The organism is Enterococcus sp. BWB1-3, assembly GCF_016745275.1.
Classification (GTDB): domain Bacteria; phylum Bacillota; class Bacilli; order Lactobacillales; family Enterococcaceae; genus Enterococcus_L.
Map to the genome: position 1 here is coordinate 99,541 of NZ_JADOEP010000010.1, position 24,064 is coordinate 123,604.

At 38.9% G+C, this 24,064-nt stretch carries 22 protein-coding genes and 1 other annotated feature; of the genes, 13 read left to right on the forward strand and 9 right to left on the reverse strand.

The window, feature by feature from the left end:
• Positions 1 to 502: 502 nt before the first annotated feature.
• Positions 503 to 4,099, reverse strand: coding sequence for a 5'-nucleotidase C-terminal domain-containing protein (locus IW492_RS09075; protein WP_442896320.1), 3,597 nt, complete (start codon positions 4,097 to 4,099; stop codon positions 503 to 505).
• A gap of 575 nt (positions 4,100 to 4,674) precedes the next feature.
• Between IW492_RS09075 and IW492_RS09080 the strand changes: the two genes are divergently transcribed.
• Complete coding sequence (locus IW492_RS09080) at positions 4,675 to 5,646, forward strand: ribose-phosphate diphosphokinase (RefSeq protein ID WP_202067296.1); 972 nt, start codon at positions 4,675 to 4,677, stop codon at positions 5,644 to 5,646.
• 62 nt (positions 5,647 to 5,708) lie between these two features.
• Here the strand turns inward: IW492_RS09080 and IW492_RS09085 are convergent, their stop codons facing one another.
• Positions 5,709 to 6,272, reverse strand: a complete 564-nt coding sequence (locus tag IW492_RS09085) for a DUF1700 domain-containing protein (RefSeq protein WP_202067297.1) — start codon at positions 6,270 to 6,272, stop codon at positions 5,709 to 5,711.
• On the reverse strand, positions 6,272 to 6,613 hold the full coding sequence (locus tag IW492_RS09090) for a PadR family transcriptional regulator (protein ID WP_202067298.1): 342 nt from the start codon (positions 6,611 to 6,613) through the stop codon (positions 6,272 to 6,274). The genes IW492_RS09085 and IW492_RS09090 overlap by 1 nt, the downstream gene beginning before the upstream one ends.
• Before the next feature lie 158 nt (positions 6,614 to 6,771).
• Between IW492_RS09090 and IW492_RS09095 the strand changes: the two genes are divergently transcribed.
• Positions 6,772 to 7,341, forward strand: coding sequence for a hypothetical protein (locus tag IW492_RS09095; protein ID WP_202067299.1), 570 nt, complete (start codon positions 6,772 to 6,774; stop codon positions 7,339 to 7,341).
• A 19-nt stretch (positions 7,342 to 7,360) separates the two neighbouring features.
• Positions 7,361 to 7,795 (forward strand): GNAT family N-acetyltransferase, encoded by a 435-nt coding sequence (locus tag IW492_RS09100; protein WP_202067300.1) that lies wholly within the window; start codon positions 7,361 to 7,363, stop codon positions 7,793 to 7,795.
• Positions 7,796 to 7,871: 76 nt separating this feature from the next.
• On the opposite strand, the gene IW492_RS09105 is transcribed toward IW492_RS09100, so the two are convergent.
• Positions 7,872 to 8,444, reverse strand: a complete 573-nt coding sequence (locus IW492_RS09105) for a DUF805 domain-containing protein (RefSeq protein WP_202067301.1) — start codon at positions 8,442 to 8,444, stop codon at positions 7,872 to 7,874.
• A gap of 406 nt (positions 8,445 to 8,850) precedes the next feature.
• On the opposite strand from IW492_RS09105, the gene rsmG reads away from it, so the two are divergent.
• From rsmG to IW492_RS09120, 3 genes are read left to right on the forward strand one after another with little or no spacing between them, the layout of a single operon-like run.
• The gene (rsmG, locus tag IW492_RS09110) at positions 8,851 to 9,567 is read left to right on the forward strand and encodes a 16S rRNA (guanine(527)-N(7))-methyltransferase RsmG (protein WP_202067302.1); all 717 of its coding nucleotides are present in this window, start codon (positions 8,851 to 8,853) and stop codon (positions 9,565 to 9,567) included.
• A gap of 18 nt (positions 9,568 to 9,585) precedes the next feature.
• Positions 9,586 to 10,350 carry a ParA family protein gene (locus IW492_RS09115; RefSeq protein WP_202067303.1) on the forward strand — a complete coding sequence of 255 codons (765 nt, stop codon included), beginning with the start codon at positions 9,586 to 9,588 and terminating at the stop codon, positions 10,348 to 10,350.
• Complete coding sequence (locus IW492_RS09120; protein ID WP_202067304.1) at positions 10,343 to 11,236, forward strand: ParB/RepB/Spo0J family partition protein; 894 nt, start codon at positions 10,343 to 10,345, stop codon at positions 11,234 to 11,236. Before IW492_RS09115 ends, IW492_RS09120 begins: the two co-directional genes overlap by 8 nt.
• Before the next feature lie 433 nt (positions 11,237 to 11,669).
• Here IW492_RS09120 and IW492_RS09125 read toward each other — a convergent pair whose 3' ends face one another.
• The gene (locus IW492_RS09125; protein WP_202067305.1) at positions 11,670 to 11,900 is read right to left on the reverse strand and encodes a hypothetical protein; all 231 of its coding nucleotides are present in this window, start codon (positions 11,898 to 11,900) and stop codon (positions 11,670 to 11,672) included.
• Positions 11,901 to 12,257: 357 nt separating this feature from the next.
• Here IW492_RS09125 and IW492_RS09130 point away from each other — a divergent pair, with 357 nt between their 5' ends.
• From IW492_RS09130 to guaB, 7 genes are all read left to right on the forward strand, one after another.
• The gene (locus tag IW492_RS09130; protein ID WP_202067306.1) at positions 12,258 to 12,653 is read left to right on the forward strand and encodes a helix-turn-helix transcriptional regulator; all 396 of its coding nucleotides are present in this window, start codon (positions 12,258 to 12,260) and stop codon (positions 12,651 to 12,653) included.
• A 12-nt stretch (positions 12,654 to 12,665) separates the two neighbouring features.
• Complete coding sequence (locus IW492_RS09135; RefSeq protein ID WP_202067307.1) at positions 12,666 to 12,974, forward strand: hypothetical protein; 309 nt, start codon at positions 12,666 to 12,668, stop codon at positions 12,972 to 12,974.
• A gap of 257 nt (positions 12,975 to 13,231) precedes the next feature.
• Positions 13,232 to 13,771 carry a hypothetical protein gene (locus IW492_RS18065; protein ID WP_229444762.1) on the forward strand — a complete coding sequence of 180 codons (540 nt, stop codon included), beginning with the start codon at positions 13,232 to 13,234 and terminating at the stop codon, positions 13,769 to 13,771.
• 152 nt (positions 13,772 to 13,923) lie between these two features.
• A complete protein-coding gene (locus IW492_RS09145) occupies positions 13,924 to 14,109 on the forward strand; it encodes a DUF951 domain-containing protein (protein ID WP_202067308.1) in 186 nt (61 codons plus the stop codon).
• A 274-nt stretch (positions 14,110 to 14,383) separates the two neighbouring features.
• On the forward strand, positions 14,384 to 15,484 hold the full coding sequence (gene ychF, locus IW492_RS09150; protein WP_202067309.1) for a redox-regulated ATPase YchF: 1,101 nt from the start codon (positions 14,384 to 14,386) through the stop codon (positions 15,482 to 15,484).
• Positions 15,485 to 15,587: 103 nt separating this feature from the next.
• Complete coding sequence (locus IW492_RS09155) at positions 15,588 to 16,271, forward strand: DUF1129 domain-containing protein (protein WP_202067310.1); 684 nt, start codon at positions 15,588 to 15,590, stop codon at positions 16,269 to 16,271.
• A 257-nt stretch (positions 16,272 to 16,528) separates the two neighbouring features.
• Complete coding sequence (guaB, locus tag IW492_RS09160) at positions 16,529 to 18,013, forward strand: IMP dehydrogenase (protein WP_202067311.1); 1,485 nt, start codon at positions 16,529 to 16,531, stop codon at positions 18,011 to 18,013.
• A 181-nt stretch (positions 18,014 to 18,194) separates the two neighbouring features.
• Here the strand turns inward: guaB and IW492_RS09165 are convergent, their stop codons facing one another.
• The 4 genes from IW492_RS09165 to IW492_RS09180 all read right to left on the reverse strand — a co-directional run bounded on the left by IW492_RS09165 (position 18,195) and on the right by IW492_RS09180 (position 23,803).
• The gene (locus IW492_RS09165; RefSeq protein ID WP_202067312.1) at positions 18,195 to 19,670 is read right to left on the reverse strand and encodes a polysaccharide deacetylase family protein; all 1,476 of its coding nucleotides are present in this window, start codon (positions 19,668 to 19,670) and stop codon (positions 18,195 to 18,197) included.
• Between the two features lie 311 nt (positions 19,671 to 19,981).
• The gene (gene serS, locus IW492_RS09170) at positions 19,982 to 21,253 is read right to left on the reverse strand and encodes a serine--tRNA ligase (protein ID WP_202067313.1); all 1,272 of its coding nucleotides are present in this window, start codon (positions 21,251 to 21,253) and stop codon (positions 19,982 to 19,984) included.
• Between the two features lie 53 nt (positions 21,254 to 21,306).
• Positions 21,307 to 21,518 (reverse strand) — a binding site (T-box leader).
• A gap of 421 nt (positions 21,519 to 21,939) precedes the next feature.
• Positions 21,940 to 23,124 carry a sensor histidine kinase gene (locus tag IW492_RS09175; RefSeq protein ID WP_202067314.1) on the reverse strand — a complete coding sequence of 395 codons (1,185 nt, stop codon included), beginning with the start codon at positions 23,122 to 23,124 and terminating at the stop codon, positions 21,940 to 21,942.
• A complete protein-coding gene (locus IW492_RS09180; protein WP_202067315.1) occupies positions 23,114 to 23,803 on the reverse strand; it encodes a response regulator transcription factor in 690 nt (229 codons plus the stop codon). The genes IW492_RS09175 and IW492_RS09180 overlap by 11 nt, the downstream gene beginning before the upstream one ends.
• Positions 23,804 to 24,064: the final 261 nt, after the last annotated feature.

The window sequence follows — 24,064 nt, forward strand, 5'->3', positions numbered from 1 at the left end:
AGCATTTGTAAGAAGCGTAGGAACAAAGCCCCTCCATGCTTCGAGGATCGGAACGAAGTCCTTCAATTCTTAATGGCTCTGCCGTACAGATAAGTAGAACGATCTAGTTTGTCCCTCAAGGTCAACTTGGAAAAGAACCTCAATAAGTGATCGACCTACAAGCCCTTCTGTCCTCTTTAGTATGACAGGAAATAGCGTGTAGGTCGATCGTTTTTTTCTTTTCATTCTGTTTGGTGTGGGTGACAGCCCTCATGAGGTTTGTCACAACCCCTTTTTTCAGTTATTAAATGATGTTGTTATTTACCGTAAAGTTTAAAACCAGTGTCTTGACCGAATTAAAAACAAGTTATTCTTCTAATCCAAGAAACGTGCCTTACCAAGTAGTATTACATATGAGACTGCTGCTTTTGAAGCTGTCCCATTTGTTATTGAAGCATATAAGTTAAGACTTTCAATCATTTATTGATTATCTTTTATTGTAATTTACAATCTGGTCAAGCTGCTAGGATATTTTTCGCTTGTTATAGTAGTAGGTTCCTGTTACAGCAGCGCCTGCAGTCAGTAAGCCAATACCCAGATAAGAAGCAATTTCTTCACCTGTTTTCGGATAATTTCCGCCATTTTTATCTCTGCCCCCTTCACCTGCTGCTTTTTCGCCGTCTGCTTCACCGTTTCCGCCTTCTTTATTGAACTCAGCTTCAGCAATAGAGATGAGGCGTTTTCCAGGGAATTGTTCTTCATATTGAGCCAAATCGATATTGGTTGCTGTATCTAACAGACGCAGTGCTGCGCCTTGTTTCAGATAGTCAATCAGAACGGTATCAAGAGAAGGGCCTTCTTCTCTTTCACCGCCGAGCATGTCGTAACCATCGCCTCCGGCAGCCAGAAAATCGTTAGTTGCCATATTGTAGGCAGCAGTATCTTCGATTGGTGCAAATTCACCGGTTTCACGGTTTTGGACTTCAATTTGCAAGACACGCTGACCAATGACTGTCTGTCCTGATTCGTTGCCTTCATCGTTTGCTAGCAGTGTTCCTTGTTTAGTTGAATCATAATAAACACGAATTGTGCTTGATACGTGAAGAAATCCACCATTTGCACCCAATTTCGGTTGTCCATAATCGTCTAAAATGACTGAGCCGTTTTCATCCTTTTGTGCAGTTGAGCGAAGAGACATCTCAAACATTTCTTTCACCTGTGCGCCTGTCACCTTAATTTGTGAGATGCTGTTGCCAAATGGCAGAACAGCAATAATGTCTCCAAGAGTTACGGAGCCTGGTTCGATAGTTGCACGAATACCTCCACCATTTGTTACAGCGAAATCAGTCGGTGAACTGAACCCGGTTTGTCCATAAGAAAGCATAGAGTCACCAATTAAATTTCCCAGATTTGTTTCTCTGGTACGCACATTATCTCGTTCTCCGTTGAACAAATAAGGGTTATTTTCAATCACAACTTCAGAGCCCCAAGCTTCAAAGGTTTCTTTTGCCTGATCAACCAAGGCCTTAACTGCTGTATTTTCTTCCAGCTCTGCCAGAGTCTCAGCTGAAACCAGTTCTGCAGATTTAGCAGATACATTATTTACATCCAGTTTTACCATACCCACATTGTTCAGATAGTTGCCTGTTTGAGTATACAGGACATTTCCGTACATCATACCGCCATTTACAGCAGTATGAGAATGACCATCCAGAACAACCAAATTCAAATCAGGGAAGCTGGCGTTTAATTCTTTGGCCAGTGTGTCTCCCCGCCACTCAGCTGGAGTTGTTTCATCAATTCCCAAATGTCCGGCAATAACAAAAGCATCAATTGCTGTTTCGGAATTTTTCAAGGTGTTGATGATTTTCTTTGTTTCTTCAATCGGATCAGCGAATGTTACTCCGATAATGTTGTTTGGGTGGGTTTTGGTTGCTGTTTCCGGTGTTGTTACACCGATTACGGCATAATTTCTACCATCTTTTTCAATAAGGGTATAGGGTTCAAAGACAAGCTGTCCGTCTTTATACGTATTATTCGAAAGAAGCGGGAAATTCAAATTTTCTTTATATTGAAGGGCTCGTTCAAAACCGAAATCAAATTCATGATTTCCCACAGCCATTGCATCATAGCCAACTTCGTTCATAATGCTGACCATATCCATTCCTTCAGAGAAATTAGAGATAGGCAACCCCTGGAATGCATCCCCTGCATCGATTAACAGTCCGGGATTCTTTTGATCCTTATAGGTTTTAAGACGGGCCATTCCCAGAACATCCTGTCCGTTTCCTTCCAGTCGTCCATGAATGTCATTTGTATGCATGATTGTTAAAGTGCTTGGCTGGAAGCCTGCCTCAATGACATCCTGTTTGGTAATTGCCTTGACATTTGGTGTCCGGCCGTCTGCAGCGGAAACAACTTGAAGCGTTCCATTATTTACCAGCTCAACAGCCAGTGCCCGCCAGTCTTCATCAAAGTTGTAGCCGATGATTTCCCAGTTGTGCTCAATCTCTTTTTCCGGATCAATCGTTCCTTTTTCTTTGATATATTGAGCAATATATCCTCGAAGTGTTTCCGGATCTGTAGAGACTAACGGTTCTTCTGTAATAATTCCCTGAGCCAGCAAACCTTCATAACGGTAGTTGTTCATGGCAATTGTATAATTGGCAGTTGGCTCTACAGCCGCTCCATCAATGGTTGGGTTGATAATCCGCTGTCCGACTTCTTTTGAAATATCAATTTTATAGTCAATTCCTGAAAAAATATCGTAATTGTAAACACGTATTGCTTCATTGAAGCTGATGGTCAGGTCATCCGGTTGAGGGGTATTGTAATAAGCCGCCTGATTTTCCATGTATTTTAACAGATTTTCTCCGGTAATATTCACGCTGACCAAGGTATTCGGGTACTTGTAAATATCAAAAATATTAGAGTAGGAAAGAGTGCCTTTATTTAATTTGCTGTCTGCTTTAAATAAGGCAGAAGCAGCAAGCTGAGCGCCTGTGTATTTTCTTTGGACATTGTTAATTAATGAGATCATGGCAGTTGGCTGAAGCTGAGCCTCAGGAATGCCTGTCACTTCTTCTGCCGGAAGGAAATCAGCAGATGCTGTTCCAATTGGATCTGAAATGAACTGACGTGCTGTATCATGATAAGTTTGTGTAGCGGCTTTTAATTCTGTATCGGCAGCTGCCTGTGTGGTGTCAATAATGGAAACATGGTCATTTTTTACCTCCCATTTTCCGTTGATTTTTTCAATATCCAAATCAATCCGAACCATTTCGATACCCGTATCTTTTGGTGCGCCGACAGGAGCTGTTCCGCTGGGACTGTCAATCTGCTCTGCGAAAGAGCGATGATCATGTCCTAAAATAAATGCATCAATACCTGCTACATTGTTTATTACCTGATCGGCACTTGCAGCAGGATCGTTGTCTGTCCGTCCGGCGTGGATGGAAGCCACGATGATATCCGCAGAGCCTTTGAGTTCTGCTACAGCTTTTTCGGCTTCATCTTTTAAAGCATTGAAATACAGTGTTTCAACTTTTGCCCCATCCCAATTTGGAATATGCGGAGTGGTCAGACCAATAATTCCCACAGTCAGATCCTTTGTCCCGTCGTTATCCAGATCAATATCTTTTAACGTGGTGCCTCCTACGTAACGGTTATTTGTTGCTTTGACATATGTGTTTGCAGAAAGAATTGGGAAAGATGCTTCGCTGCTGATTTTGTCAATCAGATCAAGGCCAAAATTGAATTCATGGTTTCCAAGGACCATAGCATCATATTTGATTTCATTCATGGCTTTAATCATTGGATGCTCTTCGTTAATCAGTGGTTCTTTGTTGTACAAATCATCGGTAAGAATGGTTCCCTGTACGATATCCCCATTATCAATTAAAATCGTTCCATTGGGATTTTCTGTACGAACATTTTTGACAACCGTACTTACTTGTGAAAGTCCGACAGCAGCTTCTTTGTCATCCTCATACGACCAGTTCCACAGCTGACCATGAACATCAGAGGTTCCCAGAACAGTCAGCCGGTGGGTTTCCTCCGCTTCAGTTTCTGCTGTTGCGGGAACTGTTGTGCTTCCACTTACCAGCAAACCTGTGACAATCAGCCATTGAAAGATGTTTTTGATTTTGTTACGCCCTAGCTTCTTCAAAAAACAAACACTCCTTCTTCCTATTTTTTAGTGCACAAGATTATTTTAACAAATATAGAGCGCTTTCTAAATGTTTTTCTGGCTTTTAATGAAAAATAAATAGAAAAAAGAGATATTCGTATAATCTTGGTAGAAAAATCAGAAGTAAAAAGGTGTAAAAACGATTTTAATTCCTAATTTTTCGTAAAACAACTACATGTCGAGCTGAAGTATATTTAGTGAAGATATGCAAGTGTTTCATTTGGACATATCCGGAGAACTGTCTAAAAAATTTTTTTAAAGGAAATATCTGTTATGAATGAACAAAAACTAAGAATAAGAATGCCTGAAAAGGAATTAAGCAGAAAAAAAGAAGGAGATATAGAAATGAAAATCTGTGAAGCTGCAAACAAAAATAGTAAAATGGTTTAAATGCGTATAATTGATGATAATTTGGTATTACTATAGGAAAATCACTTGATTTATTTGTAAAAAGTGACTACTATTTATAAGGAAGCTATTGTTCAAAATAGAAAGTGGAGGTCCCAATGTCAAAACATTATTTTGATCCAAGATTGAAAATTTTTTCTCTTAATTCCAACCGCCCTCTGGCAGAAAAAATTGCAAAAGCAGTTGGTGTGGAATTAGGTAAATCATCTGTCAGCCAATTCAGTGATGGTGAAATTCAAATCAACATTGAAGAAAGTATTCGAGGGTCGCATGTTTATTTGATTCAATCAACAAGCAGCCCGGTGAATGACAATTTGATGGAACTATTGATCATGATTGATGCGTTGAAGCGTGCAAGTGCCAAAACAATTAATGTTGTTATGCCGTACTATGGTTATGCGCGTCAAGATCGAAAGGCTCGTGCCCGTGAACCGATCACAGCCAAATTAGTAGCGAATATGCTGGAAAAAGCCGGAGCTACAAGAATGTTGACATTAGACTTGCATGCGGTACAGATTCAGGGATTCTTCGATATTCCTGTGGATCATTTGATGGGTGCGCCGCTGATTGCTGATTACTTTATGGAACATGGGATTAAGGGCGATGATGTGGTGGTAGTTTCACCGGATCATGGCGGAGTGACTCGTGCCCGAAAACTGGCGGAGTACTTGAAATCTCCAATTGCAATTATTGATAAACGCCGTCCCAAAGCAAATGTGGCAGAGGTAATGAATATCATTGGACAAGTGGAAGGGAAAATTTGTGTGTTGATTGATGACATGATTGACACTGCCGGAACCATTTCATTGGCCGCCAATGCACTGAAAGAAGCCGGTGCCAAAGAAGTGTATGCTTCATGTACACATCCGGTATTATCAGGTCCTGCGCTGGAACGGATTCAGGATTCAGCGATTAAACGTCTGGTTGTAACAGACTCCATTTATCTGTCGGATGACCGCAAGATCGACAAGATTGATGAAATCAGTGTTGGCGAACTAATCGGGGATGCTATCAAACGGATTCACGAAAATAAACCAGTCAGCCCTCTATTTGAAACGAAAAATCGTTAAAAGAATACAAACAAGCGTTGGAATTGCTGTGAAAGCACAGAAAATCCGACGCTTGTTTTTTGTTAATTGGAATTTTTCAGTTTACGATGCGCAACAGAAATAGATAGCAGATAACCTTTCAGCCAATTCCACATTTTTTTGCTGCTGATATAAAGCAGCAAACCAACCAGAAGACAAACTGGCAAAGCCATGAAATCAGGAGCCTGCCAAAAACCAAAATTCATAACAACAATCGGCAGTGAATAGCCGAAAAACAGACCAATCATTTTGATAACACCTGCTGCAACTACTATAAAGGAACAAAAATAGAATGTAATTGAAATGATTCCTACACAGGAAACAATGAACATACCTGAAAAACCAGTTACAAAATAGAATTTTATCAGTTTCATCAAATTACTCAAGTTGAAAGAGCCTTCTTTAAGAAATGCCTCGTCAATATAAGAATCTGCCAAAGCTTTGGGACTTCCTAATGTTTTCAAGACTATATCGATCTCTGCGCCGTTGCTTACAGCTTCAAAGATGTGGCTTTCTACTTCTTCAAGGATATCCATCCGTTCCTGCTGATCCATCTTCTTTAAATAATTGTTTAACTGCTGTAAATAGACTGAAGCCTGTTCATTCATCATAATTCCTCCCTGTTTTCCTGAATATCATCGACTGCTCTGGTTAATGTTTTCCACAGAACGGTCATTTCCATAAGATATCGAATACCTAGATCGGTAATCCGATAATATTTTCTTCGAGGCAGATCATTATTTTCCTGCCAGTAGCCTTCCAAATAGCTTTCTTTTGTCAGACGTCTAAGTAACGGATACATTGTATTTTCGTTTGTGGCGATGATACTCCAGTTGCTCAATACCTCTATCAGCTCATAGCCGTAATAATCTCTTTTTGATAAAAGAGAAAGGATACAAAGCTCCAAGGTACCGCGTTTAACCTGTGATTTCCAATCATCTATATTCATATTAGCACCTCACACAGTACAGTGTATAACACAGTATAAGATAATACAAGTCTTAACAAAGAATTTAATACAGATATACTATTTTGAAAAGGAATTCTCTTTAGAAACGTTGCCAATGTAGTATAATTAGATAAATCAATATATGAAGGGGAAATAAAATGGAACGTCCGGACGAACGGAAAGCACTTGAAATACTGCAGACAATTTTTCCTGAAAAATATAAACAAGCCAAACTTCTGGACAAACCTGATATTCAAAGCCTTGAAAACAATGTTGGCGTAGAAGTCACTCAATCGCTGAAAGAAGGAGTTCTGCATACGTTGGGAGAAAGCAGTGTGCCATTTCAGGACGAGCAAAAATTGTTAAAAAGACTTAAGCAGGAATACGGTACAGATGTGATAAAGATGACGTTGAGATTACCAGACGGTACAGTAAAAAAAGTAGGAATTTCTTTGGCAAACTGGGACAGCTTATTTAATTTGATTGAAGCCTATGATAATAAACTGAAAAAACTGCAAAATGGAAGCTACACACTTTATCAGGAAAATAATCTTTTTATCTTTGTTTTTTGGGAAGATGAATCTTATATCAGAGGGTTGTTGAAACACTTAACGACAATTGCTTCTCCGCTTTATTATAATATTGTTTATGTGTACAGCAGTCCATTTTTGTATGTGATTGACTGTGATCGGAAAAAAATGGAAAAGTATAAATACAAGATAAATTAAGAAGCAGGAGTTGAATAAAATGGATGTTCAGATTAAAAAATTGGAAGAGTTATCTTCGGCAGAATTACTGAAAATTATGGCAGCACGTATTGCAGTGTTTGTCGTTGAACAGCAGTGTCCGTATCAGGAGATTGATTCCGATGATGAAACAGCATGGCATGTTTGGCTGCAGGAAGGAACTGATATTGCCGGTTATTCCCGAATTATTGACAAAGGAGACTGCATCAGTATCGGGCGTGTATTGACGACTAAAAACTATCGTGGTCAAGGATATGGTAATCTTCTAATGGAAAAGACACTGACTGAGATAAAAAAACGCTATACAAATCTATCGGTAGTATTAAGTGCTCAGGAATATGCAGTGGCATTTTATCAAAGCTTTGGTTTTGAAGTTGTCTCAGAGGTTTATCTGGAAGATGATATTCCCCATGTGAATATGAAAATGGAAAAATAAAATACCTGATAAAAAATATGCTGTAACAGTTGGTACTAAAAACTGTTGCAGCATATTCCAGATAAGTTAAAATGGCTTAATATTCTACCCATTCGCTGTCTTTTTCCTGTTTCTTTCTGAAAAAGAACTGCATGGCATCACTGTTGCTTGTTGTTACCAGTGAATCAGTTGGTAAAATAGACAGTATGAAGAAAAAGATGCTGATTGCGGAGACAATCAACGTTAAGAACGCAGAACTTCCATTTAAATTAATAATGTTTCCGACAAAATTAATAATGTAAAAGGTCAAAACTCCCCGACCGGTAACCCCGGCGTCTCTGTATCTTCTGACTGAAAGTGCCAGTGTTGGCAGTATTAATGCTAAACTAATAACGCCGAAAAGAATGAACACTCCGATAGAGTCAGTTAAAGCTGCAGCAATTTCACTTTCAGAATAATAGCCGTAATCATCAATTAAACTAAATACCAATGAAAAAATTTTTCCCAACATAGCAAAAGCCATAACAAACCCGCCTAATGATAAAATCAATGTTACCCACCAGTAGCCGGCCCTTGTTGTCCGGCCCTTAAAGTCTACATATCCCAGAAAGAAATCTTTAATTGCCTGAATAAAAGACACTTCACCTGGCTTTTGATTAATTTTTCCCATAACTACCCCTCTTTTTAAAATATATTGGTCTCCATTTTATCACTCTTTTCATGTAACTTACAAGCGAATTTACTGAAATGATACACTAGCAGGCAGGGGAAGTTCTTGTTTCATCTACAGAAGGTTGTTAAAAAGCTGATTAGAAGTTAAAAAGGATAGTAATATTAGGAGAGGTCTTCATTTTTTGACGTCATCTATTTGCTTTTTCATTTCCGTTGCCCCATCTATTCTACCTATTTCTGTTATACTGGAATCATTCTGTATTACCGGAGTTTCGAAGAAAAAACAGATCATTTTAAGAAAGCTGATAAAAGTTATCAAAACCATTGCATGAAACAGCTATTTGCGATAAAGTAAAGTAAGAAACTGTGAAACATTTTAGTGTTTCACGCTAGGAAGGAATAATATGACGCCAGAAGAATTTAGACGCTTGTTAGAGGAAAAAGGAAGGATTTTATCTGATCAGCAAATGATGCAGTTTGCCAAGTACCATCAGCTGTTGATTGAATGGAATGAAAAGATGAACCTTACGGCTATTACAGAAGAAAAAGAAGTATACTTAAAACATTTCTATGACTCTGTGTCGCTGGCTTTTTTTGAGGATTTTTCATCTGATAAGAAAATCTGCGATGTGGGTTCCGGAGCCGGGTTTCCAAGCATCCCTTTAAAGATAGTTTTTCCAGATTTAGAGGTTACGATTGTTGATTCTCTGAACAAACGTATCAAATTTTTAACTCATCTCACTGAAGAATTAGGCTTATCTGATGTTTCTCTCTATCATGACCGGGCAGAGACTTTTGGACAGACTGAAGAATTTAGAGGGGCATTTGACTATGTAACAGCAAGAGCTGTTGCCCGTCTGAATGTATTGGCGGAGCTTTGTCTGCCTCTGGTAAAAAGAGATGGCTTCTTTCTGGCATTAAAAGCATCAAAGAGCGAAGAAGAAATAACAGAAGCAAAAAAAGCAATTGCTGTATTGGGGGGGAAATTCGAACAGGAACGTTCGTTTGAATTGCCTATTACTCATGATGAGCGGCATATTGTTGTAATTCAGAAGAAAAAGGAAACACCGAAAAAATATCCAAGAAAACCAGGGTTGCCAAATAAACAGCCGATCAAATAAGATGGAGGAACAAAACACATGGTACGAATCATTTCTGTAGCGAACCAAAAAGGCGGAGTAGGCAAAACAACGACTACTGTAAATTTAGGTGCTTGTCTTGCTTATTATGGAAAAAAGGTATTGCTGGTTGATATCGATGCTCAGGGAAATGCGACGAGCGGTGTAGGAATTAGAAAACCGGATGTTGCTCATGACATTTATGATGTACTGGTGAATGAAGAGCCCCTGAATAAAGTGACTTTACAGACAACAAGAAAAGATCTGGATATTATTCCTGCCACTATCCAGCTGGCCGGAGCTGAAATAGAACTGACTTCCATGATTGCCCGGGAGTCCAGACTTAAATCAGCGCTGAAAGAAGTGAAAAACGATTACGATTATATTCTGATTGACTGTCCGCCGTCACTGGGACACTTGACCATTAATGCGTTTACTTCCAGCGACTCTATTTTAATCCCGGTTCAATGTGAATATTATGCATTGGAAGGACTTAGTCAGTTACTGAACACGATACGTCTGGTTCAAAAACACTTTAATCCGGAGTTGAAGATTGAGGGAGTTCTTTTGACCATGTATGATGCCCGGACGAATCTCGGAGCCGAAGTCGTGGAAGAGGTTCGTAAGTATTTCCGTGAAAAAGTGTATGACACGATTATTCCTCGAAATGTTCGTTTATCGGAAGCGCCAAGTCATGGGCTGTCAATTATTGATTATGACCCGAGATCTCGCGGAGCCGAAGTCTACTTATCTCTAGCAAAGGAAGTGTTGAATAATAATGAGTAAAGGAAAAGGTTTAGGCCGCGGTATTGATGCATTGTTTCAAGATTTTGCTAGTTTGGAAGAAGTGGATGTAAAAAAAGAAGAGGTCATTGAAATTCCTCTTAAGGAGCTTCGTCCAAATCCCTATCAGCCCAGAAAAACATTTGATGAAAGTTCATTGAACGAATTGGCAGAATCCATTAAGCAGTCAGGTGTTTTCCAGCCGATTATTGTCCGAAAATCATCTGTAAAAGGCTATGAAATTATTGCTGGTGAGCGACGTTTCCGGGCATCCAAATTGGCTGAAAAAGAGACTATTCCAGCAATTGTCCGTGAATTCGATGAAGAAGCAATGATGCAGATTGCTGTACTGGAAAACTTGCAGAGAGAAGATTTGAACCCGCTGGAAGAAGCAGAAGCTTATGATATGCTGATGAAAAATCTGAAGCTGACACAGGTGGAAGTGGCAGAACGCTTGGGTAAGAGTCGTCCCTATATTGCAAACTATCTGAGATTGCTGACTTTACCGGAACTGGTGAAAGATTTAGTGCAGCAGGAAATACTGTCTATGGGGCAGGCAAGAACATTGCTGGGTCTGAAGGATAAGAAATTGATCTCTACATTGGCTGATAGAGCAGCCAAAGAAGGGTTGACTGTTCGTCAGCTGGAGCAGATAGTTAATGACTATAATGAAGATGAAGGTAAAAAAACCGCTAAAACGGTTAAGAAGCCGGTAAAAGAGAAGCCGTATTATATACGTGAAAGCGAAGATCGCTTAATGGACAAGTTCGGTACGACAGTCATGATTCAGGAAAAAGAGGGAAAAGGGAAAATAGAAATTGAATACCTTTCTCAATCTGATCTGGCTAGAATATTGGATATCCTGAATATTCAATTTGATTCAGAATAAATTAAATAAAGTTGAAAAAGGCAGGAATCTGAAATTTTCTGTCTTTTTTTATTGGATTTAAAAACAAGGGTAAACGGGACTGTGACATAAGGATGTCTGATACCCTTAAAGCCGAATAAACGGTGTTCCAGTCTTTGTATGATTCGAGCATTCGAAGAAGCGTAGAAGTAAGTTCCTACATGCCCCCAGACATGCTTCGAGGATCGGAACGAAGTCCTTCAATTCTTAGTGGCTTTGCCATTTAGGAATTGATGAGATCGAAACGAAATGTAGTGTAGTGAGAACCGTAGACGCAGAAAAACGGCTACAGCGTAATGGTTTGTCTCGAGAATCGTTAGACTCGTAGAGACAGCAGTTCTGGAAATAAGTCGAACGATACTGAAAATATGAGCAGCTCCAGGAAGGTATCCATTCACAGCTAGTCATTTTATGACTAGTGTTTCTTGACAATTTTCGTATATTCCGCCTTATTGACATAAATCACTACGATTGACTTGTCAGAGTAGATGATACCTACTTGGTTCTTGAGCCAGAACACTTCTGCTCCTGCGGTTACTCGTCGCATGAAGTGCTTTGCTCCTGCGGTTACTCGTCGCATGAAGTGCTTTGCTCCTGCGGTTACTCGTCGCATGAAGTGCTTTGCTCCTGCGGTTACTCGTCGCATGAAGTGCTCTGCTCCTGTGGTTACTCGTCGCAGTTAAGGACGTGCAAGTGCTCCTGCGGGTATTCATCGCATGGAGATTGTCACAACCTCCTCAAGTAAGGGGCTTCTAATTACTGGAGTGAATTTTCCTGATATTCTGGAAATTGCTTCTGTATAAGGGCTGTCAAGCAGATTTGACGAGGGAAACAGGAGATGTCAAAGGTATTTGATAGAAAAAAAGAGATTATTGCAGGATGATTATCTTATACGAAGAAGCATTTTTGTTAAACACAGAAGTACGAAAGAAATCTTTAATATGAAAGCAGTTTAAGCAGTATAATGGAGGAGGAGAGACAAAAAACAAAGTCGGAGGCAGTCATGGAGATTGGAGTTAAGTTAAGAGAGATAAGAAATGAACTGAGATTAACGCAGGAACAGGTAGCAGCATCTGTTCATGTATCTAGACAGACCATCTCGAGTTGGGAAAATGGTCATAGTTATCCAGATATTATAAGTGTGCTGCTTTTAAGTGAATTATATAATGTATCTGTTGATACACTGTTGAAAGGAGATCCTAAAATGACCTCATTTTTAAAGGAAAGTACAGATACTGTAAAGAGTAATAGAAGAATACTTTATGGTATGGGGTTGAATTTGCTGCTTATTATATTAATGTTTTTCTTTGAAGCTGTTAAAGGTTTGGCATTTCTGCTGTTTATACTGATTGCTGTAAACGGCGCTATTCTGTTTTATAACTTTGTCAGGAAGATTTAGGAGGAGACTATGATGCAGACATCATGGAAGGTTTTCGTTGGAGTTGGTATCATCATACTTTGTTCGCTTGCCATAGCAATAAATATTTATCGTTTGCTATTAATTGATGCCAAAGACAGAGGACTGGAAAAACCAAAAATTTGGGCTTTGATCGGAGCAGGCGGACAGCATGGGGAAGGTCTGTTACTCTATTTTTTTCACCGTAGAAATCATCCCAAAATGATGGAAAGCCAACCAGAACAGACAGCTTTTATCAGAAAGAAGATTCAATACCTGCTTGTTTTAGATATTATAGGATTTATTTTGTTTGTAGCCGGATAGTCAGCTTTTGTTGAAATGAACTCTGGACTGGTACTGGTTGCTTACTCAAAAGAAGGGATTTTCTTAAAACATCAAAGGGATGATGTGGTGAATTTTTAAGCGCTTTGTCTTGTTTTAATTTATAGAGCTGTTGGAAAGATAGAGTACAGTTAGAAAATGTTTCTGACTTGTAGTCTATCTTCTATTTATTAGGATAGTAAAACAAGTTTTACGTAATCTGCATTTTACGATATAATAAAAAAGAATGGAGGGAAGATATGGAACTGGACACCACACTTATTGAAGCATTGTTAGCTTCACCCGTCAGCAGTTACCAAATTTCCATGGGTACCGGGATTTCCCGCCAAATGATCGGTAAGCTGAGAAATGGTCAGGCTGATTTTCATAAAGGATCTTTGGAAAATGCACTTTCTTTATACAGCTTTGCACTTGAACAGAAAAAAATAGGGAATTTACTAATGAATAAAAATGAGACGCTGAAAGAAGTAGCAACGAAAGACGACCTATTGGATGCATTAAAAAGAAAAACGGATGAAATTTTGGTTATAGGAGAGCTGGCTGCCGAAATAAACGAGCTGAAAAAAAATCAGTTAACCGATACTGAAATCATGGGAGTGGAGCTTGGTGGTGGAGGTATGTTGACCATTTTGGAGTATCTGATTAGTCTGTTAATTGATGCAGGTGAAAAAATTGATAAAAATGAAAAGGCGATTCGAAAGAAAATCATCCGTCTGTATTATATAAAGAGAGTAGGTCCGGCTTCAGTTTTGTTGCGATTAAAACAGTTGGATTATTAACAAAACGAACAATGTTAACTTTCATCAAAACAGTAAATTGCTTTTGCTACTTGGAGAAAAAAATGGTATTGTAGAAATATCTGCTTTTTTTATTTTATCTGAGCGCAAAGATCTATATTTGGCGCAGAGAAAACTGAGGAGGAAACGACGAAATGTATGATTTAGGTGATGTTGTAGAAATGAAGAAGCCTCATGCCTGTCAAACCAATCGATGGGAAATTATTCGAATGGGTGCTGATATAAAAATCAGATGTTTGAATTGTCAGCATATCGTTATGATGACTCGCCGGGATTTTGAGAAAAAAATGAAAAAAGTACTGGAAAAGAAAGTATCCTAGTGCTCTGACCAAATTATAAATTACACTAAAAGATCGTCTATAAATGATGTTCAATGATAGAAAATGTTAACTTGTATGCTTCAATGACAAGAATAAACAGCTACAAATATAGGGGTTGCTCTTGTGCTGGCTGCGTGTTTTTTGGATTAGAAGCATAACTTAGTTTTAAATTGGTCGATACACTAGCAGCAAAGGAAGAACCCATACAGTTAACAAGAGGAAAAAGTGAAAACTTTGTTGTACAGTATAAATTGATAAAGGAAGAGTGAAAAAAATGGCATTGACAGCTGGAATCGTAGGTTTGCCCAATGTAGGGAAATCTACTCTTTTTAACGCAATCACAAAAGCAGGGGCTGAAGCGGCAAATTATCCGTTTGCAACAATTGATCCTAATGTGGGAATGGTTGAGGTACCTGATGACAGACTACAGCGCTTAACAGAGCTGGTTAAACCCAAGAAGACTGTTCCAACCACCTTTGAGTTTACGGATATTGCCGGAATTGTGAAAGGTGCGAGCAAAGGAGAAGGACTGGGCAATCAGTTTTTAAGCCATATTCGTCAGGTGGATGCGATTTGTCATGTAGTCCGCTGTTTCGATGACGAAAATATTACCCATGTGGAAGGCAGAGTTGATCCGCTGGCAGACATTGATACGATTAATCTGGAGCTGGTTCTGGCTGATCTGGATTCAATTAACAAACGCTATGCGCGCGTGGCAAAGATTGCCAAGACGAAAGATAAAGAGGCAGTTGCTGAACTGGCAGTCTTAGATAAAATCAAGCCTGCTTTAGAGGAAGGACTTTCAGCAAGAACAATTGATTTTGATGATGAAGAAAAGAAACTGGTGAAAAGTTTGTTCCTGTTGACAGCTAAGCCAATTTTATATGTAGCGAATGTTTCGGAAGATGAAGTAGCTGATTCTGAAAACAACAAATATGTTCAGCAGGTCCGTAATTTTGCGGCAGAAGAAAATGCTGAGGTAATTGTTGTCTGCGCTCGGGCAGAAGAAGAAATAGCCGAGTTGGATGAAGAGGATAAAGCAGAGTTTTTAGAAGCATTGGGAATAGAGGAATCAGGCTTGGATCAGCTGATTCGTGCGGCATATGATCTGTTGGGATTGGCAACCTATTTCACAGCGGGTGAACAGGAAGTTCGTGCTTGGACATTCCGAAAAGGAATTAAAGCACCACAGGCAGCAGGTATTATTCATACCGATTTTGAACGCGGCTTTATTCGTGCGGAAACAGTTTCTTTTGAGGATCTCAGCACTTATGGAAATATGCAGGCGGCTAAAGAAGCAGGGAAAGTTCGTCTGGAAGGGAAAGATTACATCGTTAAGGATGGAGATGTTATGCTCTTCCGTTTCAATGTCTAATGTTTTTTGAAGAAAACGGTTTTTCTTCGATAAATTTATGATAAAATACCACATAGATAAGGTTTGTTTTGCGATAGCGGATTGATTAGGGGGATACAGTAAAATGGAACCAGAAAAACTGCAGGAAATTGTTGCTGAAAATCGTGAGTTGGAAAAAAAATTAACAAAAAGAAACGAGCAATATATTTTTGATTTGAAAAAGTCAATTAAAGCGGCCAATCTTTCGGAACAGGAACAAACTTTAGCCTTACATGAAATTCTACCATTAATGGTGGAAGAACAGAAGAGCGGTAGAACAGCACGTCAGCTTTTTGGCACTGTTTCAGAACGGACAGAAGCCATTTTAAATAAACCGGTAGAGAAAAAGGAGTCCACACCTCTTTTGATGTGGATAGACAATGCAATGCTGTTGATGGGTGCGCTGGCTTTGATGATGTCTGTCACAAGTTTGTTGTTTAAAACCGAAAGACAGCAGATTGGGCTGGTAACTTTGCTTATCGGTTCAGCAGTTGGAGGCTATGCACTTTATTTAATGTATAAATATGTGTATCAGTACGACCGCCCGGGTGCCGATAAATCACAGCGCCCCGGATTTTTAAAGTCCGGTGCCATTATGGTTGGGGCTATGTTTCTTTGGATTGTCACATTTTCGGGTTCAGCTTTGCTGCCTGCCGTTATTAATCCGGTACTGGATCCAGTCGTTATGATAGTGATTGGTGCGGCAGTGCTGGCAGCACGTTATTTCCTGAAAAAGAAATACAACATGCAGAGCAGTTTGGCAAGATAGTACGGATAAAATAAGATTTAAGACAAACGTGAACAACAGGTGTCTGAATCTTATTTTTTTATTCTATGATAAGAGAGAGCAGACAAATCAGATAAGGTGAACGTTCTTTTCTTTTAAAATGCTGATAATAAAATGAGAAATAACTAATGTTATAAAAAAATTGATGGAATATTTCAGAAATCAGAAAATCCGGTTGACTTATCTTCTGGAATCTGTTATTTTCATAAATAAAATTAAATTGAGGAGTGATTCAGGCAATGTCTAACTGGGAAACGAAATTTGCGAAAAAAGGTCTTACATTTGATGATGTTTTATTGATTCCGGCAGAAAGCCATGTGTTGCCAAATGATGTGGATATGAGTATTCAATTGGCAAAAAATCTTAAATTAAATATCCCGCTGATTAGTGCAAGTATGGACACTGTAACAGACAGCAAAATGGCGATTGCAATGGCACGTCAAGGCGGATTGGGCGTAATCCACAAGAATATGAGTGTTGCACAGCAGGCGGATGAAGTCCGTAAAGTAAAACGTTCAGAGAGCGGTGTTATTCTAGACCCATTTTTTTTAACACCATCAAACCTTGTTGCAGAGGCAGAGAATTTGATGAGCAAGTATCGAATCAGCGGTGTGCCGATTGTTGAAACGATGGAAAATCGTAAATTAGTAGGGATCATTACAAACCGTGATATGCGTTTTGTTACAGACTATCAAATGAAGATCGATGAAGTGATGACCAAAGATAATTTGGTGACAGCCCCAGTTGGTACTTCTCTAAAAGATGCTGAGAAAATTTTGCAGCAGCATAAAATTGAAAAATTGCCGATTGTTGATGAAGCAGGTCGTTTAAGCGGATTAATCACAATCAAAGATATTGAAAAAGTTATTGAATTTCCAAATGCTGCCAAAGATGAGCACGGCCGTTTGCTGGTGGCAGCAGCAGTAGGTGTGACAAGCGATACATTTGAACGGGCGGAAGCATTACTTGAAGCTGGAGCTGATGCAATCGTTATTGATACTGCTCATGGTCATAGTGCCGGTGTTATCCGTAAAATTAAAGAAATTCGAGATACTTTCCCTGATGCGACCTTGATTGCTGGAAACATCGCAACTGGTGAAGGTGCCCGTGCATTGTATGACGTTGGTGTTGATGTGGTAAAAGTGGGAATCGGTCCCGGTTCAATCTGCACAACTCGAGTGGTTGCCGGTGTTGGAGTTCCTCAGTTAACAGCAATTTATGATGCAGCATCTGTTGCCCGCGAATACGGCAAATCAATTATTGCAGATGGCGGAATTAAATATTCAGGAGATATTGTCAAAGCATTGGCTGCCGGCGGACATGCAGCAATGCTTGGAAGTATGCTTGCTGGAACGGATGAGTCTCCAGGTGAATTTGAAATCTACCAGGGACGCCGCTTTAAAACCTATCGCGGTATGGGTTCTCTTGGTGCTATGGAAAAGGGCTCAAGCGATCGTTATTTCCAAGGTAGTGTAAATGAAGCAAACAAGCTGGTTCCAGAAGGAATTGAAGGCCGAGTTGCTTACAAAGGAAGCATCGCTGATATTATCTTCCAAATGATCGGCGGTTTAAAATCTGGAATGGGGTATGTAGGGGCAGCTAATTTGCAGCAGCTGCGTGAAGAAGCTCAGTTTGTTCAAATGAGCGGAAATGGTCTGAAAGAATCTCATCCTCATGATGTTCAAATTACGAAAGAAGCGCCAAACTATTCTGTCGAACAATAAAAAAATAACTGAAAAAGACCAATGTGAATGAAGTGACCCCAAAAAGTTAGACCAAAAATCTAACTTTTGGAGGTCGGTTCACAACATCGGTCTTTTTTTTGCAGTTTTTGAGTGTTTTCTACTACTTGATTAAGGCTCAATCGTTTTATCGGATACTGAAAGCAGCTGTGAACTGAATCCGTTATGGAGAGACAGGGATAGTTTTATTTCCATAATAAAGATGTAATGGCTCAAGTTTGTTGCCTAATAATTCATCAGGGGAGATAATTTCATAGCCTTCAGCCCGTAAATCATCAATAATTTTCGGGACTGCTTCAACTGTTTCAGAATAGATATCATGCATTAGAATAATTGAGTAGTTATTGCTGGTCTCTTGTACACGCTTGATAATTTTTTTTGAATTTTTACTTTTCCAGTCTTCCGAATCCACTGACCACTGAATAATCGGTCGGTCAATGATTTCAGCCGCCTGACTGTCCACTGCTCCATAAGGAGGGCGAAAGGTTGTTGGAAGTTTTCCTGTTATCTCGAAAAGAACTTTATCTGTTGCGTGGACCTCTTCTTTAATACTTTTAGGTTCTATTGCTGTCAATTTGGGATGAGAATAGCTGTGACTGGCAACATCATGTCCTTCTGCAACAGCTCGTCTAACGATTTCCGGATGCTTAGCTGCATTTTCGCCAAGCATAAAGAAAGTCGTTTTAACATTTTTTTCTTTTAAAATATCTAGAAGTTTTGGTGTAGTTAAGGGGTTCGGCCCATCGTCAAACGTCAAGGCAATATATTTTTTATTCGAATCCAAGCTAGTCCCTGCATGATCACGAATGAGTTGAGAATCAACAAACTCCTGATCAACAAAAGGTATAATTTCTGTAAAGTCCAATGAGAGCTGCTTAATATTGAGTTCATTTTCAGGTAATGAGAAAGTGAACTGATTTGGTGTATAATCAAGTATTTTCTGCTCCATTGTACTATTTGGAAAGTCTATTATTTTATCGATCTGTTGAGAGACTTCATCTGCTGTCATCGTATCCAAAAGTTTCTGTCTGATAATCGGTTGGATTGCCCTGAAGTTATTTTGATTATGAAACAGCTCGGTTAGGGTAGGCAGCTCCAAAGTATCTTTGCTTACATATGTATTTTCCCCCCGTAATAACGGCTGAATCTCCCATAACTCCTCATTTTTGTAGTATAAATCAACAACCGGTGTATAAATAACTGTCTTTCCCAAGATAGCTGATTCAGTATAACCAATTACTTTTGCTGATTGGTCTTCGCTAAGTTGTGTTTCAGCATCTGTCAGTAGTTGCTGCAGCTGCTTTTCCAGCTCTTTTTTCAAAGGTAGATCGGGAAGAAATAGGATATGTTGCCGCTGTTTATTGATAACCGTTCTTTTGACTTCTTGATTTCCCAGCTTTTGCTGTTCGGCAGCTATTATTTCAACGATTTTCTCATCTGGCTCTTGCTGCTGCTCAATTGATTTATCAGTTTGAACACCAGTCTGCTTTTTTGTCAAATAAAAATGTCCGGTGATCAGCGGGAGAAAGGCTGTCAGCAAAAAAAGACTGAAAAATAGTAGGTTTCTTTTTGTTTGCCGCTGTTCCGAGCTCTTTTGAATCTCTTTTCTTGTTTCAGCTTTTTGACTTTCTGGTTCCATAGAGTCAGTCCTAACTAAAAATTGGTGTTTAATTGGTTTGTATATACAAATGATCGGCTTTATTAGAGCCATAAATAGGAGTCTTTGCTAAATATCCTATGAGCTTATAAGTCTTCGGTGTAAATAAAGGGTTATATTAATTAAAAGGTACCATTCAGCTCTAAAATTGTTGCTGTCTTTTCGCAAAAAAGTTAAAAAATAGATCGGATAAATGGACTTTCTCCGAAATTTAAGTGTGCAACCATACAAAAGAGGAGTCAGACAATATGCAACGCAGAATAGTGACAAGTGCCTGCTCCCCCCGTTGAAAATTATTTAATTACTGTAACTCCGCCCATATAAGGAACAAGCACTTCAGGAACGGTGACAGAGCCATCTTCATTTTGATAGTTTTCCAAAATCGCAGCAACAGATCGTCCGACAGCCAAGCCTGATCCGTTTAGAGTGTGAACGTAATTAATTTTTTCATCTTCATTGCGGTAGCGGATCATCGCTCTGCGTGCCTGGAAATCCTCGCAATTTGAACAAGAGCTGATTTCTCTGTATGCATCCTGAGCAGGAATCCATACTTCTAAATCATATGTTTTTGCAGCGGAGAAACCCATGTCTCCTGTGGAAAGTGTGATAACGCGATAAGGTAAATTCAATTTTTGCAGAATTTCTTCAGCATTAGCAGTCATTTTTTCCAATTCATCATAAGAATTTTCAGGCTTGCTGAATTTAACCATTTCAACTTTATTGAACTGATGAAGGCGAATTAAGCCTCGTGTGTCGCGACCTGCACTTCCTGCTTCTGAACGGAAAGAAGGACTTAAAGCCGTGAAGTAAACCGGCAATTCGCTGCCGCTTAAAATTTCATTATTATAATAGTTCGTTAACGGAACTTCAGCAGTAGGAATCAAAGTGAAATCAGTATCTTCCAATTGAAAACCATCTTCTCTGAATTTTGGAAATTGACCAGTACCGTACATTGAATTGCTGTTAACGATATATGGCGGAATAATTTCTGTATAACCATGATCATAAACATGGAGATCAAGCATGAAGTTATACAATGCTCTTTCTAAACGTGCTCCGAGACCTTTATAGTAAACGAAGCGGCTTCCGGCAACTTTAGCACCACGTTCGAAATCAAGAATATCTAGATTTTCTGCAATTTCCCAATGAGGCTTGGGTTCAAAATCAAATGTTTTAGGCTCACTCCATTTGCGGACTTCAACGTTTTCTTCTTCACCGGCACCGATCGGAACAGAAGAATGAGGCAGATTAGGTAAAGCAGCTGCGATTGTCTGCAGCTGTTCGTCCACAGAAGCAATCTCTGTATCAAGCGCCTTGATTTCTCCGCCAACGTTTTTCATTTCAGTAATTTTTGCAGAAGCATCATCTTTATTGCGCTTTAACTGAGCAATTTCGGCAGAAACATCATTCCGATATTTTTTCAATTCTTCCACTTTGGTCAATAATGCTCTGCGGCTTTTGTCAAGACGCAGAAACTCAACAAGTACTTCCTCTTTTACTCCACGTGTTGTCAATTTTTTTTGAATATCATCAAAATTTTGACGAATCATTTTTACATCTAACATATTTTTTCCTCCTAAAAATAAATAATAAAAAAGTCACTCCGTCCCAGAAAAAATCTTGGGACGAAATGACTGTGATTTCGCGTTGCCACCCAAGTTCAACCCTTCGGCTGCCCTTGATTAAACAGATAACGGCTGTGACCGATCTGACTTATTTCGTCAGATGCATAAGTAGAGATGGATTCTTTATAGATGAATATCTGCTTTCAGCAACACAGACTCTCTGGAATTCAGAGCTACAAATACTTGTTCTCTAAGCTTTCATTTAGCATACAGAATTTCGATTAAGATGTCAATGGAAGAATCAGTTTGAATTCACCTATTCTCCACTAAAAACCCTATTATATCAGTAGTTACAGAAGCTGTTTTCTAAACAAATGAACTACACTTCGAAATACTGTTAGTTCAATGCTTTTCTGTATTAGTTTCTAAAATTTGGGGTAAATTCAAAAAGAATCAGCTGCGCCCAAGACAAAAGGATGAAGAAAATAATAGTGAAAAACATATCATTAATTTTCTAAATCCAACAATTCTCAGTTATTTCCCATTCACTTTTATTAACAGCAAATAGCTAGTCAAAAAATACATGGTTATTACGCATCAATTGCAAATTTTTTGATCAATGACCATGTATTTTAGAAACCTATCTACAGTTTCTGAAAAATATTTCTTTATGCTTTTGTCATGAATCAAGCCTCAGCAGCAGTTGTATTACTTTGAAGAGGTAGATGAATAATAAAAGAAAGCCATTGAGCATCTGAAGTAGCATAGATATATCCGCCATGTAAAGCAACAATACTTTGAGCAATAGCCAGTCCCAAACCAGTTCCTCCGGTTTCCTGAGAACGGGATTCTTCCACCCGATAGAAACGATCAAATAATTGATCAAGCGATTTTTGTGGGATTTTTGGTCCATTGTTACGTACGGCAACCACAACCTCAGTCCCGACTTTATTTGCTTCCATTAGAATCTGATTGCCACCCTGCCCATATTTTAAGGCATTGGATAATAGATTATTGAAGACACGGACGAGCTTTTCTGTATCTCCTTCCATTCGAATAGATGCAGGATTTGTTTCAACCAGAATTTCCATCCCTTTTTTATGTGCTTCCAGTTCAAAATCCACTGCCAGCTGTTCGAGCAGCTGGGCCATGTCAAATGTGATAGCATTTAAAGGAACGGAAGGCTGACGCACTTTTGTGTATTCAAAAAGATCATCTACCAATAATTTCATTTGTTTCGCTTTTACATAAGCAATATGTGTATATTTCAGAATCTCTTCTTCTGAATGAAACTGTCTGTCTTCGATTAATCCTAAGTAACCTATAATAGAAGTTAAAGGAGTTCGAATATCATGACTGACGTTTGTAATCAATTCATCCTTGGATTTTTCTATTCGGCGCTCATCTTCAATCGCTGCAACTGTACTGTCAACCAAACCATTGATACTTGCAATTACTTTAGCTAAATTTCCACCCAATTCGAAAGAAATCCGATGATCATAATTGCCGTCTGCAATATAATGGAGTTCACTGATAATGTGACGCAGCTGCATTTGTCGGTAGCGGCGAATCAGGCGCCAATATAAAACGGAAGCATCTATAATAAGAAAGAAAGGAATTACAAACTTGCTCCAGCTCCAAAAGACATCTGTATTTAGGTAGTCAGCCAAAACACCTTTTGTCCCGAAGATAATGTTGCTTAAAGTAGGTGAGCTTTGAACAAACTGATAAATGAGTACAAGAATTGCTACATTTAATAGAAGCAAAAGAATGACTGTCAGAATACCTTCTGCCAAAAGTTCACTGATTTCCTTGGAAGTTAGAGGGATTCTTTTTTGTTTCTCAACTTTCTTTTGTTGTCTAGCGGGCATCAATTTTATACCCCACGCCCCAAACAGTTTGAATCACTTTTTCGCCGCCGGTTGCTTCCTCAATCTTATCCCGCAGATGGCTGACGTGAACCATTACTGTTTTTGCAGAAACAACACTTTCCTGCTGCCATACACGTTCAAAAATTTCATCCGCATTAAAAACACGATTCGGATGACTTGCCAAGAGATAAAGAATACCAAACTCCAAAGCAGTTAATTGAATTTCTTTATCATCAATTGTTTTCACTTGATGGGAGTCCTTGTTAATAATCAATGAACCAACCTCTAAGATATCCGGCTCATCAACTTTTACCTGCATCTGACTTCTGCGTAAGATAGATTTCACACGAGCCATTACTTCTAATGGATTAAATGGTTTTGTGACATAATCATCCGCGCCGGCAACCAGCCCTTTAATTTTATCCATATCTGTTGTTTTAGCTGTAAGCATAATAATCGGAACCTGGGACTCTTTTCGAAGTTCCTTAACCACCTGCATACCATCCATAATTGGCATCATAATATCCAAAATTAATAAATCAATATCAGGAACAGTTCTGATTTTAGATAGAGCTTCCTTCCCGTCGTAGGCTTTAACTACCTCATAGCCTTCGTTATGGATATAAATACTTAAAAGCTCAACAATCTCTTTGTCATCATCTGCTACTAAAATTTTCATATACATGCCCTCCATATCATTAATATCATCAAATACTATTTTAACAAAAAAATCAGGAAAGAGATAAAAAGTGCTCCATATTACAGAAATTTTAAATACATTACTAAAATTGAAGATAGCTGACTATGAAAACACTATAAAAACGAATGAAAAGTCAATTGTATTGGGAATTGATCGGAATTGAAAAAAAGTTGTAAAAAATGACATATTTTGATTGACCTGAGCGAAGAAACTTGATATATTATTACTTGTCGCAAGACA